Below are 15670 nucleotides of genomic sequence, written 5' to 3'. Positions count from 1 at the left end.
GCGGTGCGGGTCGGTCAGACGTCGCGTCGCTTCACGAGCGCGAAGGCCGCGGCGAAGAGCACGACCACCCACGCGGCCAGGACGAGCAGGGCCGTCCAGGGCTCGAGCGTCCAAGCACCCTCGGGCACGGGGAGCATCGTCGCGGACTGCCCGTCGACGACGTAGTCGTAGAGGCGGGCGCTGGCGTTCGGCGGGATGATCTCGTTCAGGTTGTAGAGCCAGACCGAGTCGTTGGCCGCCATGAAGAGTTGCACCACGATCGGCAGGACGAACACGATGCCGACCGCCGACGCGATGGCACCGGCGCCGTTCCGGATGATCGCGCCGAGGGCGAGCGCCATCATGCCGATGGCCGCGATCGAGACGGCGGCGCCCAGGACGGTCTTCCAGAGCGCGGCGTCCGCGAAGTCGACCGAGATGTCGTGCGCCGGCAGGATCGCACTGTTCACGAGCAGAGACACCACGAGCCCGACGAGCGACACGACGAAGAGCGTGACGGCGACGACGATCAGCTTCGCGACGAGGGCGGCACCGCGGCGGGGCACGGCCGTGAACGTCGACCGGATCATGCCGGTGCCGAACTCGCCGGTGATCACGAGGGCCCCGAGGATCGAGGCGACCAGTTGACCGAAGACGACGCCGACGGTGACCGACTGCGCCACCACGGCCTGCTGCTGCTCGCGCGTCGCGCCGTCGAGGGCGAAGAAGCCGGCGCTGGTCGAGAACAGGGCGCCGAACGCGACGATGACGACGACCATGACGGCCAGGCACCACCACGTCGACCGAAGGGTGCGGAGCTTGATCCATTCGCTGCGCAGCACGCCGCCGAAGCTGAGCTTCGAGGTCGGCTGTGCCGGCCGGTCGCGGTGCCGCGTGGGTGTCGTGGCGGTCATCGGGTCGCTCCCTGGGGGGTCTGCGCGTCGGGGGCGACGTGGCTGCCTGCGGCCGCGCCTCCTGCGTGGTATTCGACGGAGTCTTGGGTGAGGGTCATGTACGCGTCCTCGAGGGAGCGGACGAGGGGGGTGAGCTCGTGCAGCACGACGCCGGACGAGGCGGCGACGTCGCCGACCCGCTCGGCGGTGACGCCCCGCAGCTCGACCACGCCGGGCTCGACGGCCGTCACGGCGACGTCGGGGCCCCGCAGCAGCGAGACGAGGTGGTCGGCGTGCGGGCTGCGCACGCGGACCGCGTCGCCCGAGGCCTGCGAGATGACGTCCGCGACGGGGGAGTCGGCGAGCACCTTGCCCCGCCCGAGCACGATCAGGTGGTCGGCGGTCTGCGCCATCTCGCTCATGAGGTGCGACGAGAGGAAGACCGTCCGGCCCTCGCTCGCGAGGAAGCGGGCGAGGGTGCGCACCCAGACGACGCCCTCGGGGTCGAGGCCGTTGACGGGCTCGTCGAGGATCACGGTCGCCGGGTCGCCGAGCAGCGCGGCGGCGATGCCCAGGCGTTGCCCCATGCCGAGCGAGAAGCCGCCGACCCGCTTCTTCGCCACCGACTCGAGGCCGGTCAGGGCGATCACCTCGGCCACGCGCTTCTTGCCGATGCCGTGCGTGGCGCCCATGGCCAGCAGGTGGTCGTGCGCGCTGCGCCCCGTGTGGACGGCCTTGGCGTCGAGCAGGACGCCCACCTCGTGCAGCGGTGCCGCGTGGTCGGCGAAGTGCTTGCCGTTGACGGTGACGCTGCCGCTCGTGGGGCGGTCGAGGCCGACGATCATGCGCATGGTGGTCGACTTGCCGGCGCCGTTCGGGCCGAGGAACCCGGTCACCAGGCCGGGTCGGACCGTGAACGTGGCGTCGTCGAGTGCGCGCTTGTCTCCGTAGATCTTGGTGAGGTTCCGGGCTTCGATCATCGCGTGCGTCCTGTCGTCGGCATGCTGAGGGGTGTCCGCATCGCCCCAGGCTAGGGGCGTGGCCTGCCCGGAGGCATCCCCCGCCCGGCCGAGACCTGCGGATGACGGCATGGTCCGCTCGGCGGACGCCTCGCCCCGGGGTCGACCCGTTAGGGTCGTCCCTCGTGATCGCCGACACCCTGCTCGCCGCCCTGCCCGCCTCCACCGGCGGGGGGTTCGTCCTGTTCAACCCGGACGAGTTGCTGCCCGCCCTCGGACCGTGGGCGCTCGCCGGCATCTCGCTGATGGTGTTCGTCGAGTCGGGCGTGCTGTTCCCCTTCTTGCCGGGCGACTCCCTGCTCTTCACGGCGGGCGTGCTGCACGAGGCGCTGGGTCTGCAGGTCTGGGTGATCGCGCTCTGCGCCTTCGTCGCCGCGGTCTTGGGCGACCAGGTCGGCTACTTCCTCGGCCACCGCTTCGGCCGCCGCCTGTTCACCGACGACGCCCGCATCTTGAAGACCGCCTACCTCGAACGCGCCGAGGCGTTCTTCGCCAAGTACGGCGGCACGAGCCTGATCCTCGGCCGCTTCGTGCCGATCGTCCGCACCTACGTGCCCCTCGCGGCCGGCACGGCGGGCTACCGGTACCCCAAGTTCTTGCTGTTCAACGTCACCGGTGCGTTCCTCTGGGCCGTGGGCATGACGGTCCTCGGCTCGCTGCTCGGCGGCATCCCGTTCATCCGCGACCACATCGACGTGCTCGCCGTCGTGCTCGTCGTGCTGTCGGTCGTCCCGATCGCCCTGCACGCCCTGCTGGCCTGGCGTCGGTCGCGTCGCGAGGCCGCCCTGACCGAGCTGCGCACCGCCGACGTCGGCGACGACCCGGGCACCCTGCCCGGCTCGGCCGGCCGCCCCGAGTGACGGCGACGCCGCTCGGCTCGGTCGACGACCTCGTCGCCCGAGCGCTCGCGGTCCACGCGAGGGCCCAGGAGGCGCGGCTCGGCACCCCGGCCGACCTCACGTCCCCGACGACGGCCGCCCCGACGCCCGTCCGCACGCTGATCGGCGTCGCCGGCGAGCCCGGCGGCGGCAAGAGCACGGCCGCCGCGGCCGTCGTCGCCGGGCTCACGCGCGTCGGGGTGCGCGCCGTGGTCGTGCCGATGGACGGCTTCCACCTGGCGGGCGCGACGCTCGCCCGGCTCGGCCGCCTCGACCGCAAGGGGGCGATCGACACGTTCGACGCCGAGGGCTACCTGGCGTTGCTGCACCGGCTGCGCACGAGCCGGTCGACGGTCTGGGCGCCCGAGTACGTACGCGGGGTCGAGGAGTCGATAGGCGGAGCCGTCGAGGTCGACCCCCGCGTCGAGGTCGTGGTCAGCGAGGGCAACTACCTGCTGGCCGAGCTCGCGCCGTGGCCCGCCGTGCGGTCTGAGTTCGACGAGGTGTGGTTCGTCGACACCCCGGCCGGGCTGCGACGCCGGTGGCTGGTCGCCCGGCACGTCCGGTTCGGCATGACGCCCGAGGCGGCCGAGGCCTGGGCCGCCGGCCCGGACGAGGCCGCCGCCCGGCTCGTCCGCGCCACCCGGGGCCGTGCCGACGCCGTCGTGGACGCGGGCCGCCTCTGGCCCGACGCCTGACCGCCCGACGCCTGACCGCCCGACGCCTGACGGCTCGACGCCTGACCGCCCGTCGCGTGACCGCCCGTCGGCACCGCGCCTCCTCGTCCCGGTCGGGATGCAAGCAGAGGAGGTGCGGGTCGGGTCCGCCCCCGGCCGGCGGTGTCGGAGGCCCACCGTAGGGTGGACGATCATGCGCCTGTTGTTGATCCGCCACGGTCAGACCCCCGACAACGTCGAGGGCAAGCTCGGCACCGTCGCCCCCGGCGTCGGGCTGACCGACCTCGGGCGGCGCCAGGCCGAGGCACTGCCTGACGCGCTCGCCGACGAGTCGATCGGCGCCCTCGCCGTCAGCACGCTCGTCCGCACCCACCTCACGGCCGCGCCCCTCGCCGAGGCCCGGGGGCTCACCCCGACGGTGCTCGACGGGCTGCGCGAGGTGAGGGCGGGCGACCTCGAGGGCCGCAGCGACACCGCGGCGGTCACGGCCTACGTCGGCCGCGTCGTCTCGTGGGCGGCGGGCGACCTCGACGCCCGGGTGCCCGGATCTGAAGACGGGCACGAGTTCTTCGCGCGGTACGACGCGGCCTTGGCCGAGCTGGTCGCCGCGGGCGAGCGCGACGGGCACCAGACGGTCGCGGCCGTCAGCCACGGCGCCGCGATCCGCGCCTGGGTCGGGTCGCGGGCGGTCAACGCCGACGACGAGTTCATCCGTCAGCACCTGCTCGAGAACACCGGGGTCGTGACGCTCGAGGGCACCCTCGAGCGCGGCTGGCGCCTGCGCACCTGGCAGGGGCTGCCCGTCGGCGGCACCGAGCTGCTCGACCTCGACGCTCCCGACCCGACGGGCGAGTCGTACTGAGCTCGGCTCGGGGTCGGCTCGGGGGCGTCCCGAGCGCGCCCGCGGCTGGGTGACCGCTCGCCCGCGGCTGGGTGACCGCTCGCCCGCGGCCGGGTGATCGCGCGCCCGGCTACCCGAGCAGGCGCTCGAGCGCCGGGCCGGAGAACTTGCCGCCGGGGTCGACCTCGCGCACGAGCGCGGCGAAGTCGTCCAGGCGGGGGTAGGCGGCACGGATCGCCGCCGGGGGCAGGGCCGACAACTTGCCCCAGTGGGCCCGCGGGGTGAACGGGGCCAGCGCCTCCTCGACGCGGGGGATCAGGGCGCCGACCTCGGCGGGGTGCTTCTTCCAGGTGAAGGCGATGGCGAGGCTGTCGCGTGGCGTCGGGCTCAGCCAGAGGGGGTCACCTGCGACCGTGCGGGTCTCGCAGGTGTGCAGGTGCGGTCGCAGCGCGTCTCCGAGCTGCTGCACGGCGCGGAGGGCGGCCGCGCCGTCCTCGAGGGCGACGAAGTGCTCGCTCTGCAGCTCGGAACCCACCGACGGCGTCGCGTCGATGCGGAAGTGGGGCAGCCGGTCGGCCCACGAGCCGACGCTGCCGTCCATCGGCGTCGACTTCGTGCCGGTGACCTCGGCGTGCTCGTCGACGGGGGCCGGACGGGCACCCCAGAGGTTGCGGGGCATCGAGACGTCGGCGAGGCCGTCGGGCACGCGTGACTTCACCAGCACCTCGCGGATGCGGTGGTCGAACTCGTGGAAGAAGCTGACGCTGTAGCCCGCGCCGAAGACGTCGAGCAGGTGGTCGTCGACGCTGGTCCAGGGCAGGTCGACGTAGGTGTCCTGCCGCATGCGGAACCCGGGCTGCACGTCGAGGGTCACCCGCACGACGACGCCGAGGGCGCCGAGCGCCACGACGCTGCCGTCGAACCCCGGCTGCCCGCGGCGGACGGTGCGCAGCGACCCGTCGGCCCCGACGATCTCGAGGGCCGAGACGGCGCTCGCGAGGCTGCCGAGGCCGAGCCCCGAGCCGTGCGTGCCGGTCGCGATCGCGCCGCCGACCGAGATGTGCGGCAGCGACCCCATGTTGAGCAGGGCGAGCCCGTGCCGGTCGAGGTGCCGGGCGACGGCGGCGTAGTTCGTGCCCGCACCCACCGTGACGCTGCGGCCGTCGTCCGAGACCACCGGGTCGGCGGGCAGGGCCGTGGTCGAGACCAGCAGGCCGGGGCCGTCGGCGACGTCGCTGAACGAGTGGCGCGTGCCGAGCGCCCGGATGCGGGGAGCCCCGGCGACGAGGTCGCGCAGCTCGTCGACCGACGTCGGCGTCACGACCCCGGTCGCGCCGTAGCTGAAGCTGTCGGCCCAGTTGCGTTCGTCGCGTCGGGGCGGCCGGAGGGTCTCGTGCGTCGTCGTCACCCGACGAGTCTCGCACGCGCTCCGGCCCGGGCCGGGCTCCGCCGGCGGCACCGCCCGAGGAGGCGCGGTGCGCGATCACCGCTCGCCGCGCCTCCTCGGGTGGTCGGCCCGCGTCGCGTCAGGCCGCGATGCCTTCTTCGTCCTCGCGGACGGCGACGCGCTCGTTCGCCAGGCGGGTGCGGCGGACGCTCCAGAGGTGCGTGAGCCCGGCGAGGCCCAGCCCCACGGCCAGCCAGAGGGCGAGCGTCAGGCCGGCCCGACCCCAGCCCTGCCCGGGGAAGTACACGATCGACTGGGTCGCGTGCAACCAGGCCGAGCCGTTCCAGAAGGCGCCGAGGGCACCGAAGAACGGCGGCACGAGCTGCGACGAGAAGACGCCACCCGAACTGGTGAAGTTCAGCATCACGAAGAGCATCGTCAGCGCCGGCGTCGTCCAGTGCCGCAGCAGCGGGTGGAGGCCGATGCCGATCACGACGATCGCCGTCACGTACAGCCAGCTGACGAGGGCCAGGGCCCACAGCCCCCTCGTGACGATGCCGTAGACGGGACCGACGACGATCGTGCCGACGGCCGCGATGACGGCGGCCGTCGCGACGCCGGCGAGGAGGCGCGAGCCGAGACCCAGCCGGGCGCTCGCCGCCGAGATGGCCGCGGCGCTCGCGTAGGCGCCGACGCTCAGGGCGACGAGCAGGAAGAACAGCCCCTGGCCCGTCGGGTCACCGTCCCCGCTCGGCACGACGTCGTCGACCTTGAGAGGCAGGCCGAGCTGGTAGGCCACCGGGCCGAAGACCTTCTGCAGCACGCTCGCGGTGGTGTCGGAGGCCGCGGACGAGACGTACAAGGTGGCGTCCGTGGCACCCACCTCGAACGCCCCCGAGATCTCGCGGCTGGTGATGAGGGCGCGGGCGGCGGACGCGTCGGCCACCGTGCGGACGTCGAGTGCGTCGGGGTCGGCGTCGTTGAGCTGTTGGGCGAAGACCTCGCTCTGCGCCGAGGTGCCCACCACGGCGACGGGCACGTGGTGCGGGGTCGGCTGGCCGAAGGCCCCGAGGTAGGCCAGGGCCATGCCCGTCGCGAGGAAGAGCGGGATCAGCACGTGCAACGCCAGGGAGCGCCAGGCCGCGGCGTCGACGCGCGGTCGTCGCGCGGTGGACGGGCTCGCGTGCAGGTGCCCACGGTGGAGGCGCGGGTCGGGTCGCGCCCCGTCGTCACGTCGCGTCTCGTCGTCGGTGTGCCCCTCGGCGCTCGGTCGCGCCCGGTCGTCGGGTCGGTGCAGGGTCAGGTCGGTGGTCGTCACGGTGCTCCTCGTGGTCGGGGGCCCCGTTGCCCGGTCGGTCATGCAGTTGCATTATGCAACACTTACGAGCACCCCGGTGTTCCCGCCCACCCCTGGCTAGGCTGGGCTCGTGACGGACCAGCGGGGGCAGCAGGGCATCGACACCGTGTACTCCGAGCTCGAGACGGTGTCGCGGCGGGCGGTCGCCCGCGCCCGGCACAAGAGCGCGCCGCTGTCCTTCGTCGAGCACTCGCTCGTCACCTTCATCGCGGCGAACCCCGGCTGTCGCGCCACCGACATCGCGGCGGACTTCGGCCTCAACCGCTCGACCGTGTCGCGCCAGCTCGGCGGGCTGGTCGAACTCGGGCTGGTCGAACCCGGCGCCGCGGCCGGAGGCACGGCCGGCGGCGAAGCCCGCCGGGGTCAGGCGCTCGCCCTGACGGACCGTGGGCGTGAGCTGCTCGCCCGTTCTGTCGACGCGAACCGATCGGCCCTGGCCGACCGCCTCGCCGGCTGGACGGCCGCCGAGGTCGACGCGCTCGCCGCCGCCCTGCACCGGTTGAACTCGGCGTTCGTCGACTGAGCAGGCCGGGTCCGGGCAGCCGGTGGCCGGCCCTCGGCGGGGGATGAAAGCGACACGTGTCGTCGTGAGCGGCGTCGGTCGCCCCGCCGCGCCTCCTCGTATTCGGGGTACAGATCGTGTGACTCGTGTGACTCACGTCATGTCGTGTGCCCGCATGTGAACCCCTGACTGGGGACGCGCCGATGACGAGAAACCTTGAGGTGCGGGTTTACCCTTCCGCGTTCCGCCCGTAGGCTGATCGGGTTCCCCACCCCCGTCGACCGTCGATCCGGCGCGTCCTGCGGGCCGGGACCGACCACAGATAGGTGCCCCCTCCGTGACTTCGCCCGTGACCCTGCCCCGCCGCCGAGGCATCGCCGCCGCCGCGACGGTGCTGCTCAGCCTCTCGCTGGTGGTGTTGGGCACGGTGCTCGGAGCCTCGCCCGCGCAGGCCGTCAGCTACCCCTCGTGGGAGGACGTCCAGGCGGCCCGCTCGAACGAGTCGGCCAAGGCCGCCGAGGTCAGCCGCATCCAGGGGCTGCTCGACCAGCTCGCGAGCGACGCCGCCGACGCGCAGGCCGAGGCCGAGCGTCTCGGCCTCGAGTTCGAGAAGGCCCAGGCCGACGCCGACGCCGGGGCCGCCAAGCTCGCCGAGCTGCAGGCGCAGGCCGACGAGAAGGGCGCCGTCGCCGACGCCAGCGAGCAGCGGGCCGGACAGGTCTCGGCCCAGCTTGCCCGCACGGGTGGCGGCGACGTCTCGTCGCAGCTCGTGGGCGACACCGAGAAGGCGGGCGACCTGCTCTACCGCCTCGGGGCGATGAGCAAGCTCACCGAGCAGACCGACGGCATCCGCCAGCAGGCCGTCACCGACCGCAACGTCGCGCAGTCGTTGTCCGACCAGGCAAAGGTCGCCTCGGACGCCCTCGTGAAGCTGCAGGGTGCCGCGCAGGTCTCGATGGACGAGGCGCAGGCCGCGTCCGACGCCGCCGCGACCGCCGTGGCCGCCCAGCAGGAGAACGAGTCGCGCCTCCAGGGCCAGCTCGCGGTGCTGCAGGACCAGAGCCTCCAGACCGAGGCCGACTACGCCACGGGCGTCGAGGTCGCGCGTCAGGCCGAAGAGGCTCGCAAGGCCGCGGCGGCTGCCGAGGCCGCTCGTCAGGCCGAGGCCCTGCGCCAGCAGCGTGCGGCGGCTGCCGCTGCCGCCGCGGCCGCGGCCGCTGCCCGGCCGAGTGCCCCGGCGCCCGGTCCGGCCCCGTCGACCGGCGGCGGATCGTCCGGTGGGGGTGCCTCGACCGGTTCGGGCTGGGTGCGTCCCAGCGCCGGCTACATGTCGAGCGGCTACGGCATGCGCGTCAACCCCGTGACGGGCGTCTACCGCATGCACGACGGCATCGACCTCGCCCCCGGCTGCGGCAGCCCGATCTACGCCGCGACCTCGGGCACGGTCACGTTCGCCGGCCTCACGGGTGGCTACGGCAACTACGTCCAGATCAGCCACGGGGGCGGCGTCTCGACCGCCTACGGCCACATCGTCAACGGCGGCATCAAGGTGTCGCGCGGTCAGAGCGTGGTGGCCGGTCAGCTCATCGCGCTGGTCGGTTCGACGGGCAACTCGACCGGCTGCCATCTGCACTTCGAGACGCGCGTGAACGGCGCCTCGACGAACCCGGTGCCGTTCATGGCCGCCCGAGGCGTGCGCCTCTAGGTCCGGTCGCCTCGGCGCACGGCCTGCCCGCGAAGGGGCAGAATCGTCTGGTGACGAACACCGCTCCCACCGCTCCGTCCCCACTCCACCTCGAACGCGTCGCCTTCGACGACCCCCGGGCCGTCGCCCTGCGCGACGCCATGGACGCCGAGATGACCGTCCGCTACCACCGTGACGTGGTCGAGCCCGTCGCCGTCGTCGAGGCACGGAACGCCGCCCTCACCGTGCACCCCTCGAACGTCCTGGGCACCGTGCTGGTCGTCGCCGACGACGGCGCGGACGGCGGCACCCCGGTCGGTCACGCCCTCGTGCAGGACCGCGACGGCGAGTGGGAGGTCAAGCGCGTGATCGTCGCCGACGGCCAGCGTGGGCGGGGCATCGGACGACTGCTGATGGCCGAGCTCGAGACGATCGCGCGCGAGGGCGGTGCCCGCCGGCTCATCCTGCAGACCGGCGACCGTCAGCCCGACGCCGTCGCCCTGTACGAGAAGATCGGCTTCACGCGCATCCCGACCTACGAGCCCTACGTCACGACCATCCCGCAGTCGATCTGCTTCGAGAAGCCGGTCGCCTGAGGGGCAGACGCCAGACGGTCGATCGCCGGTGGGCCCGTCTGACGGCCAGAGGGCCGCCCGTCTGACGGCCGGCGGCCGACGCACCGAGGAGGCGCGGGTCGCCACGACGCGGGAGGCGCGCCCCGGCCGCGTGGTCGGGGCGCGCCTCCTGCGCAGGTGTCGCGGGTGACTCGGTGGACACGGGGCCGACCTGACCGCCCGTGGTCGCCGGACGGCCCGCCCTCGGACTAGAGGCCGGCCGTCGAGCGGATCCAGCTCGCGCTCTGCGACAGCACGGCGTAGTTCGAACCCGCGCGCGTGTTCGCGCCGGGGTCGGCCTCGTCGCCGGTCGAGCAGACGGCCACGATCTGGCCGCCCACGATCAGGGGGCCACCCGAGTCACCGTGGTTCGCCGCGCCGGTGGTGCCGTTCAGGTGCTGGGCGACCCCGCCGTAGGCGTCGGTGCTGCGGCCGGTGAGGCCGACCGTCGCCTGGTACAGGCCGTCCGACTGCACCGAGTTCGCGCGCAGGCCGTAGCCCATGATCGTTCCGCTGCCCGACGAGGTCGCCTGGAACCCGAGGTTCAGCGATGGGTAGCTGCCGAGGGTCTTCGACTGGCTCAGGTGCACGAGCGCGATGTCGCCCGCGGGGGCGGCGGCGACGCGGTCGACGGCGATCGCGGTGCCCGGGTTCGTCGTGCTGTTCGAGTGGTACACCTGCATGGAGGTCACGCCGTCGATGCAGTGTCGGGCGGTCAGCACCCAGCTGGCGGTGATCTGCTCGCCGGTGCAGGCGTAGCTCGCGGTGCCCCCGGTCTGGAAGACCAGCTGCACGGCCCACGGCGTCGTGGGTGCCTTCTCGCCACCGACGACGTCCGTCGACCGGATGGTGTCGACGGGCGTGGCGGCGAGGGCCGAGGTCGAGACCCCGAGCGATCCGACGGCGAGGGCCGCGGCGGTCAGGGCGGCGGCGACGAACTTTTTCATGTGGTTCCCCTTGGTTCGAGTGGTGCGTGTCGGGTGGTGCTGGCCCGGCGGTCCGGTGATCGCCCGACCCGGTGGATCGGGCACGTCCCGCCTGGGTCGAGCCTCCGCCTGCCCCCCGTTCGGGGGCAAGTCGGCACTCTGGCCGACTTGACGCCTGGTGTTGCGCGTGGCAACAGGGCCTTCGCTCGCATCGGATGCGGGCTGACGGGTAGCGTGTGCGGGTGATCACGCGACGAGACGCCGCCCTGCGGCTGGACATCCCGCTCGAGATGGCGAAGCGCCACGGACTGCCGCCCAAGATGACGGTCGACGAGCTGGTCGCGATCGAGCGGACCCCGCCGGCATGGCTCGTGCAGTCCCGCGCGAACCGCACGGGCAAGCCGGTCTGGGTCGAGCTCGAGTGCGTCGTCTGCGGCTACCACGAGGCGGCCCGCCCGAAGAAGTGGTGGCCCGAGTACACCTACCTCAGCTGCGACGACCACGGCGCCGACGAGTTGCCCGAGCCCGAGCCGGGCGTCGTGCGCGCCGAGGTGGACGGCGTCGGCACCCGCTTCGTCGCCATCGTCGACGTCGCTCCCTGAGCCGCCCGGGCGGCTCGGCCCGGCAGCGTGCCCGCCCCGGGCCCGCCCCGGTCAGACCGTGTACTGCACCGAGACCGGCGGTTCGAGGCCGGCGAGGACGTGCACGTACGCCTGGCGGGCGTCCTCGACCAGCAGCTGGCGTTGGATGTGCTGATCGTGCCAGTCGACCAGGTCGTCGGGCGTGACGTCGTCGACGTCGTCGGCCACGAGGTAGCTGAAGGCGTAGGCGCTGCCGTCGACGTCGAGGGTACGGCGGTACCCGAGTGTCTGGCCACTGGTCGCGTCGACGAAGACCTCCCAGCCGGGGTCGCTCGCGTCCGGCAGGGTGACGTCGACCACGGGATGGGCGGCGCTGGGTGAGGGGGAGGCGAGCCTCGTGCCGAGGGTGGCCGTGCGCACCGTCGTGGCCGCCGGGCCCGCCGTGGCCAGGTCGGGCGACCCGGCACCGCCGGCACCCGGACCCGTGGCCCGGGCCGTCGTCGCCGCACCGGCAAGGGACGACTCGGGCGAACTCGCGTCGATGCCCCGGACGACGTCGTGGTCGACCCGGGCGACGGCACGCGCCAGGGCACCCTCGAAGAGTTGCAGGCGTCGGGCCGTGGCGCGGAGCCAGGCCTCGAGCGCAGCGAGTTCGTCCGTCGTGAAGGGCTCCCGCTCGAACGAGTTGACAGCGAACGAGGCGGCCTCGACCGACCACTCCCACTCGAGCACGACCCGCAGCAGGGCCGAGCGACGGGGCATCAGCGCGAGCGTGCCGCGACGCAGGCCCGGCGAGAAGTGCAGCTCGGGCTCGTCGAGCAGGTGCCGCACGCCGGTGGCGGCGTCGGTCGAGGTGACGGGGACGAGGAAGGTGACCCGCACCTCGCGCCACGGCGCGGCACGGACGGGAGGTGCGTCCTCGTCGCGCAGGATCGTCAGGCTGCGCGGCATCTCGGCGGGCAGGTGCGGCCCCGGGCCGGACGGTGTCGGCTCGCCGCGCGCGGCGACGGGGAACGCCTCGTCGCGGGGATCGACGGGATCGACGGGGTCTGGGTCGTTCGCTGCCATGGCCCGAGAATGGTGGCACGAGTCGATGCGAACCGCCTGGACGGGCCGCGCGCCCGGACCGCTGCGCCGTGTCGCGCCCACGTGCCCGGCACCCCGGAGCCCGGCACGCACGACCCACCCGCCGGCCCGGCCTTCAGAACGAGAGCTGGTCGACCGACGTGAGCGGCACCCAGCCGGCGCGGATGCCGTCCGGTGGCTCGACGGTCGGCACCGGCTGCAGGGTGTCGGCCTCGGCGAGCTGCGCCAGGTCGAAGCCGGTCATCTCGGCGATGTCGCGGACGGGCACCTGGTAGGTGCGGTACGGCCCGAGCGGTGGCGGGTCGCCCAGCTCGTGCGCCCGGGCGAACGCCGCCTCGAGGTCGACGCCCTCGAGCTCGGGCGACTGGTCGAGCAGGTAGGCCGCCGTGCGCAGCGACCCGCCGTCGGACGTCGTCCACGCCGCGACCTTGAAGAAGCGTCGCGGCAGTCGGACCCCGCGGTAGGGCGCGTCGTCGTCGAGCAGCACCGGTGCCGTGAAGACGGTCAGGCGCTGCCGGTGCGTCGAGGCGTACTGCAGCACCTGGTCTTCGAGGCCGAGCCAGAGCTTTTTCGACTGGTTGAACTCGGCGGCCTGCGGGGCGGCGTTCGTGAAGCTGAAGGTGTCGACGTTCGCGGCCGCAGCCACGGGACGGTCGCCCCAGACCGGGTCGCGTCGACGGACCAGGTGGCCCCGGTCGAGGTCGTTCGCGGCGTAGACGTCGGGGCCGGTCTGCTCGTCGTCGGGCACGCGCTCGTCGTAGTGCCAGTCGTCGCCGCGGCCGAGGTCCAGCAGGCTCGCGCCGTCGATGTTGACCGCCGTCAGGGCGGCCAGTCGCCGGGCCGGGTCGAGCAGCACGGTGAAGTGGACGTACGGCAACTCGCGCACGGTCGTGTGGAGGGCCGGCAGGGGCACGTCGACCGTCAGGAAGGTCGGGTCGTAGCCCGTGCGGTCGAGGCCCGGGGTGGTCGCGGTCGTGGGGTCGTCTGCGGTGCTCATGGGCGCCTCCGGCGGGTCGTCGTGCTCGTGGGGCCATCATGCCCACGGCCTCCGACATCCGGCCCGCGCGACGCCGGGGCGACGTGACGACACGACGGAGGCGCGGTGCGGGTCGTCCCCGCACCGCGCCTCCTCGGGTGCTCGCGTCGAGCGGCCGACGCCGGCCGGGCCTCAGTCGGCCAGGATGGCGTAGAGCGCGCGGCGGGTCTCGTCGAGCTTGGCGGTGGCGGCGGCCCGCTGGGCCTCGCTGCCGTCGTGGTGGAACTGCTTGACGACGCCCATCAGCTTCATGAGGCTGGTCTGGAACTCGCGGTCGGTGTCGCTGGCGTCGTCGGCCGTGGCGGCCCAGGCCTTGTCGATCTCGTCGGCGTGCTCGGCGACGTACGCGCGGCCCGCCTCGGTCAGCGTGAAGACGCTCTTCGTCGCGGCCTCGTCGCTCGAGATGAGCTCTTCGTCGACGAGCTGCTGCAGCGTGGGGTAGACCGAGCCGGGGCTGGGCTTCCACGTGCCGTCGGTGCGCTCGGCGATCGCCTTGATCAGGCCGTAGCCGTTCGAGGGGGCGTCGGCGAGCAGCGAGAGGATCGCCAGTCGGACGTCGCCCCGACGGGCTCGACCGCGTCCGCCGCGGCCCGGGCCGAAGCCGCCGGGGCCGAAGCCCGGGCCGCCGGGGCCGAAGCCGCCGAAGCCGGGGCCGGGACGGAAGCCGCGGCCGAACGGGCGGCCGAAGCGGCCGTGACCCTCGCCGCGGCCGAAGGGCTCGCGACGGGAGTCGGGGGAGTCGTGGTGGGCACGGCGGGGGTCGCCGTGGTTCTCGGGGGTGAAGTCGGTACCCATGGGGTACTCCTTTCGGGTCGGGGGAGAAGTCGAGATCGCGACGTGCTGTCGCGATGTGTCAAAGATATGTCGTTGACTATCGCCTGTCAACCGTTTCGTGAAAAACGAGAAAAAAGAAGGAGGCGCACCCCGGGTGGGGTGCGCCTCCTGCGGTCGTCCGGCGGATCAGCTCGCGGGCTGCACGCCGAACGCCGACGCGAGCTTCTCGATCTTCTGGGCGCGGCCCAGGCGGGGCAGGTCGCTGCCGTCGCGGATGACGCGGCCCCGGCCCTCGAAGTCGGCGAGGAAGTCCTGCGCCCAGGCGACGTCGGACGGCGTCGGGCTGATGACCTCGTTGATCACGGGCAGCTGCTCGACGTCGAGGCAGAGCTTGCCGGTGAGGCCGAGGGCGACGGCCACCGACGACTGCTCGCGCAGCACGGGGTGGCTGCTGCCGACCGTGGGGCCGTCGATCGGGCCGGGCAGGCCGCCGATGCGGCTGGCCACGACGAGGCGGGAGCGGGGGTAGGCCATGGCCAGGTCGTCGGCGCTCGTGCCGGTGTCGCGGCGGTAGTCGCCGCTGCCGAAGGCGAGTCGGAAGGCTCCGCGGGCCTTGGCGATGGCGGGGCTCTCTTCGATGCCGAGGGCCGACTCGACCAGCGCGAGCACCGGCACCGCGCCTCCGAGGCGGTCGAAGGTCTCGGTCACGTGCTCGGGCGCCTCGGTCTTGGCGAGCATGACGCCGTGCAGCCCGGGCAGGCCCATCAGGGCGTCGACGTCGTCGGACCAGAAGGCGGTCGACCGGTCGTTGATGCGCACCCACGCCTCGCCGCCACCCGTCAGCCAGGCGACGACGTCGTCGCGGGCGGCGGGCTTGCGGGCGGGGTCGACGGCGTCCTCGATGTCGAGCACGATCTGGTCGGCGCGCGACGCCTGGGCCGAGTCGAACCGGTCGGGCGCCGTGCCGGGCACGAGCAGCCACGACCGGGCGATGTCGGGGTTCGGTCGCGTGCGGCCGGCCCCGGAGGCCCGACGCGTGGTCGTGGCGGCCCCGGACGCTCCGGCGTCGGTCGCGGTCGGGTCGGAGGGGGTCTGGCTGGTGTCGGTCATGACGTCGTCGTCCTTCGTCGCTCGGCGGTCCCGTCCACGCTACCGGCTCGCCCGGGCCTGCGAGTCCTCGCGGCCAGGGCGGGTGCTCCCGGCCCGAGGTGCCGTTCGGGCGTAACGTTCAGGAGGATCACAGATCCAGGGAACGACCCCACCGACAGGAGTGAGCCATGACCGACGCGAACGATCCGCGGCGCGACCGCCCCGACCACGAGGGACGCGATCCCCAGCACGACGACGACTCGAACGATTTCGGGCGCCCCGACGAGGCGGACCAGGCGGGCCAGGGCGACGCGCCCTACGGTTCGCAGGTGCCGACCCAGCAGCCC

General features: G+C 73.7%; 16 protein-coding genes. 7 read left to right on the top strand and 9 right to left on the bottom strand.

Annotation, left to right across the window (positions count from 1 at the left end):
• Nucleotides 1–14: 14 nt before the first annotated feature.
• Both ASG05_RS05160 and ASG05_RS05155 read right to left on the bottom strand, forming a co-directional pair.
• Nucleotides 15–893: an ABC transporter permease subunit gene (locus ASG05_RS05160; RefSeq protein WP_056257999.1), complete on the bottom strand. Its 879-nt coding sequence runs from the start codon at nucleotides 891–893 to the stop codon at nucleotides 15–17.
• Nucleotides 890–1852, bottom strand: a complete 963-nt coding sequence (locus tag ASG05_RS05155) for an ABC transporter ATP-binding protein (protein ID WP_056257998.1) — start codon at nucleotides 1850–1852, stop codon at nucleotides 890–892. The genes ASG05_RS05160 and ASG05_RS05155 overlap by 4 nt, the downstream gene beginning before the upstream one ends.
• A 164-nt stretch (nucleotides 1853–2016) precedes the next feature.
• On the opposite strand from ASG05_RS05155, the gene ASG05_RS05150 reads away from it, so the two are divergent.
• The 3 genes from ASG05_RS05150 (at nucleotide 2017) to ASG05_RS05140 (ending at nucleotide 4308) form a co-directional block, all read left to right on the top strand.
• Complete coding sequence (locus tag ASG05_RS05150; RefSeq protein WP_235491390.1) at nucleotides 2017–2751, top strand: DedA family protein; 735 nt, start codon at nucleotides 2017–2019, stop codon at nucleotides 2749–2751.
• Nucleotides 2748–3467 carry a nucleoside/nucleotide kinase family protein gene (locus ASG05_RS05145; protein ID WP_056257995.1) on the top strand — a complete coding sequence of 240 codons (720 nt, stop codon included), beginning with the start codon at nucleotides 2748–2750 and terminating at the stop codon, nucleotides 3465–3467. The genes ASG05_RS05150 and ASG05_RS05145 overlap by 4 nt, the downstream gene beginning before the upstream one ends.
• 172 nt (nucleotides 3468–3639) lie before the next feature.
• Complete coding sequence (locus ASG05_RS05140) at nucleotides 3640–4308, top strand: histidine phosphatase family protein (RefSeq protein WP_056257993.1); 669 nt, start codon at nucleotides 3640–3642, stop codon at nucleotides 4306–4308.
• Between the two features lie 109 nt (nucleotides 4309–4417).
• Here ASG05_RS05140 and ASG05_RS05135 read toward each other — a convergent pair whose 3' ends face one another.
• The gene (locus ASG05_RS05135; RefSeq protein WP_056257991.1) at nucleotides 4418–5695 is read right to left on the bottom strand and encodes an FAD-binding protein; all 1278 of its coding nucleotides are present in this window, start codon (nucleotides 5693–5695) and stop codon (nucleotides 4418–4420) included.
• A 118-nt stretch (nucleotides 5696–5813) separates the two neighbouring features.
• Complete coding sequence (locus tag ASG05_RS05130; protein WP_056257987.1) at nucleotides 5814–6992, bottom strand: ABC transporter permease; 1179 nt, start codon at nucleotides 6990–6992, stop codon at nucleotides 5814–5816.
• Between the two features lie 109 nt (nucleotides 6993–7101).
• Here ASG05_RS05130 and ASG05_RS05125 point away from each other — a divergent pair, with 109 nt between their 5' ends.
• The 3 genes from ASG05_RS05125 (at nucleotide 7102) to ASG05_RS05115 (ending at nucleotide 9813) form a co-directional block, all read left to right on the top strand.
• Entirely contained in the window at nucleotides 7102–7554 is a 453-nt protein-coding gene (locus tag ASG05_RS05125; RefSeq protein WP_082486375.1) for a MarR family winged helix-turn-helix transcriptional regulator, read from the top strand.
• 316 nt (nucleotides 7555–7870) lie between these two features.
• The gene (locus ASG05_RS05120; protein WP_235491389.1) at nucleotides 7871–9238 is read left to right on the top strand and encodes a M23 family metallopeptidase; all 1368 of its coding nucleotides are present in this window, start codon (nucleotides 7871–7873) and stop codon (nucleotides 9236–9238) included.
• Nucleotides 9239–9288: 50 nt separating this feature from the next.
• Entirely contained in the window at nucleotides 9289–9813 is a 525-nt protein-coding gene (locus tag ASG05_RS05115; protein WP_056257977.1) for a GNAT family N-acetyltransferase, read from the top strand.
• Between the two features lie 227 nt (nucleotides 9814–10040).
• Here ASG05_RS05115 and ASG05_RS05110 read toward each other — a convergent pair whose 3' ends face one another.
• Nucleotides 10041–10778 (bottom strand): trypsin-like serine protease, encoded by a 738-nt coding sequence (locus ASG05_RS05110; RefSeq protein WP_056257974.1) that lies wholly within the window; start codon nucleotides 10776–10778, stop codon nucleotides 10041–10043.
• 221 nt (nucleotides 10779–10999) lie between these two features.
• Here ASG05_RS05110 and ASG05_RS05105 point away from each other — a divergent pair, with 221 nt between their 5' ends.
• A complete protein-coding gene (locus ASG05_RS05105; protein WP_056046678.1) occupies nucleotides 11000–11359 on the top strand; it encodes a hypothetical protein in 360 nt (119 codons plus the stop codon).
• A 51-nt stretch (nucleotides 11360–11410) separates the two neighbouring features.
• Here ASG05_RS05105 and ASG05_RS05100 read toward each other — a convergent pair whose 3' ends face one another.
• The 4 genes from ASG05_RS05100 to ASG05_RS05085 form a co-directional block, all read right to left on the bottom strand.
• Nucleotides 11411–12406, bottom strand: coding sequence for a hypothetical protein (locus ASG05_RS05100; protein ID WP_056257973.1), 996 nt, complete (start codon nucleotides 12404–12406; stop codon nucleotides 11411–11413).
• A gap of 133 nt (nucleotides 12407–12539) precedes the next feature.
• Nucleotides 12540–13421 carry a DNA/RNA non-specific endonuclease gene (locus ASG05_RS05095; RefSeq protein WP_056257971.1) on the bottom strand — a complete coding sequence of 294 codons (882 nt, stop codon included), beginning with the start codon at nucleotides 13419–13421 and terminating at the stop codon, nucleotides 12540–12542.
• Between the two features lie 171 nt (nucleotides 13422–13592).
• Nucleotides 13593–14255 carry a PadR family transcriptional regulator gene (locus tag ASG05_RS05090; RefSeq protein WP_056257969.1) on the bottom strand — a complete coding sequence of 221 codons (663 nt, stop codon included), beginning with the start codon at nucleotides 14253–14255 and terminating at the stop codon, nucleotides 13593–13595.
• Between the two features lie 165 nt (nucleotides 14256–14420).
• A complete protein-coding gene (locus ASG05_RS05085) occupies nucleotides 14421–15344 on the bottom strand; it encodes a CoA ester lyase (protein WP_082486373.1) in 924 nt (307 codons plus the stop codon).
• Between the last annotated feature and the right edge of the window lie 326 nt (nucleotides 15345–15670).

Origin of the sequence: Frigoribacterium sp. Leaf186, from assembly GCF_001423905.1 — a bacterium.
Lineage (GTDB): Bacteria > Actinomycetota > Actinomycetes > Actinomycetales > Microbacteriaceae > Frigoribacterium.
The sequence above is the reverse complement of the archived record's forward strand: the minus strand, read 5'-3'. Positions and strand labels throughout refer to the sequence as shown.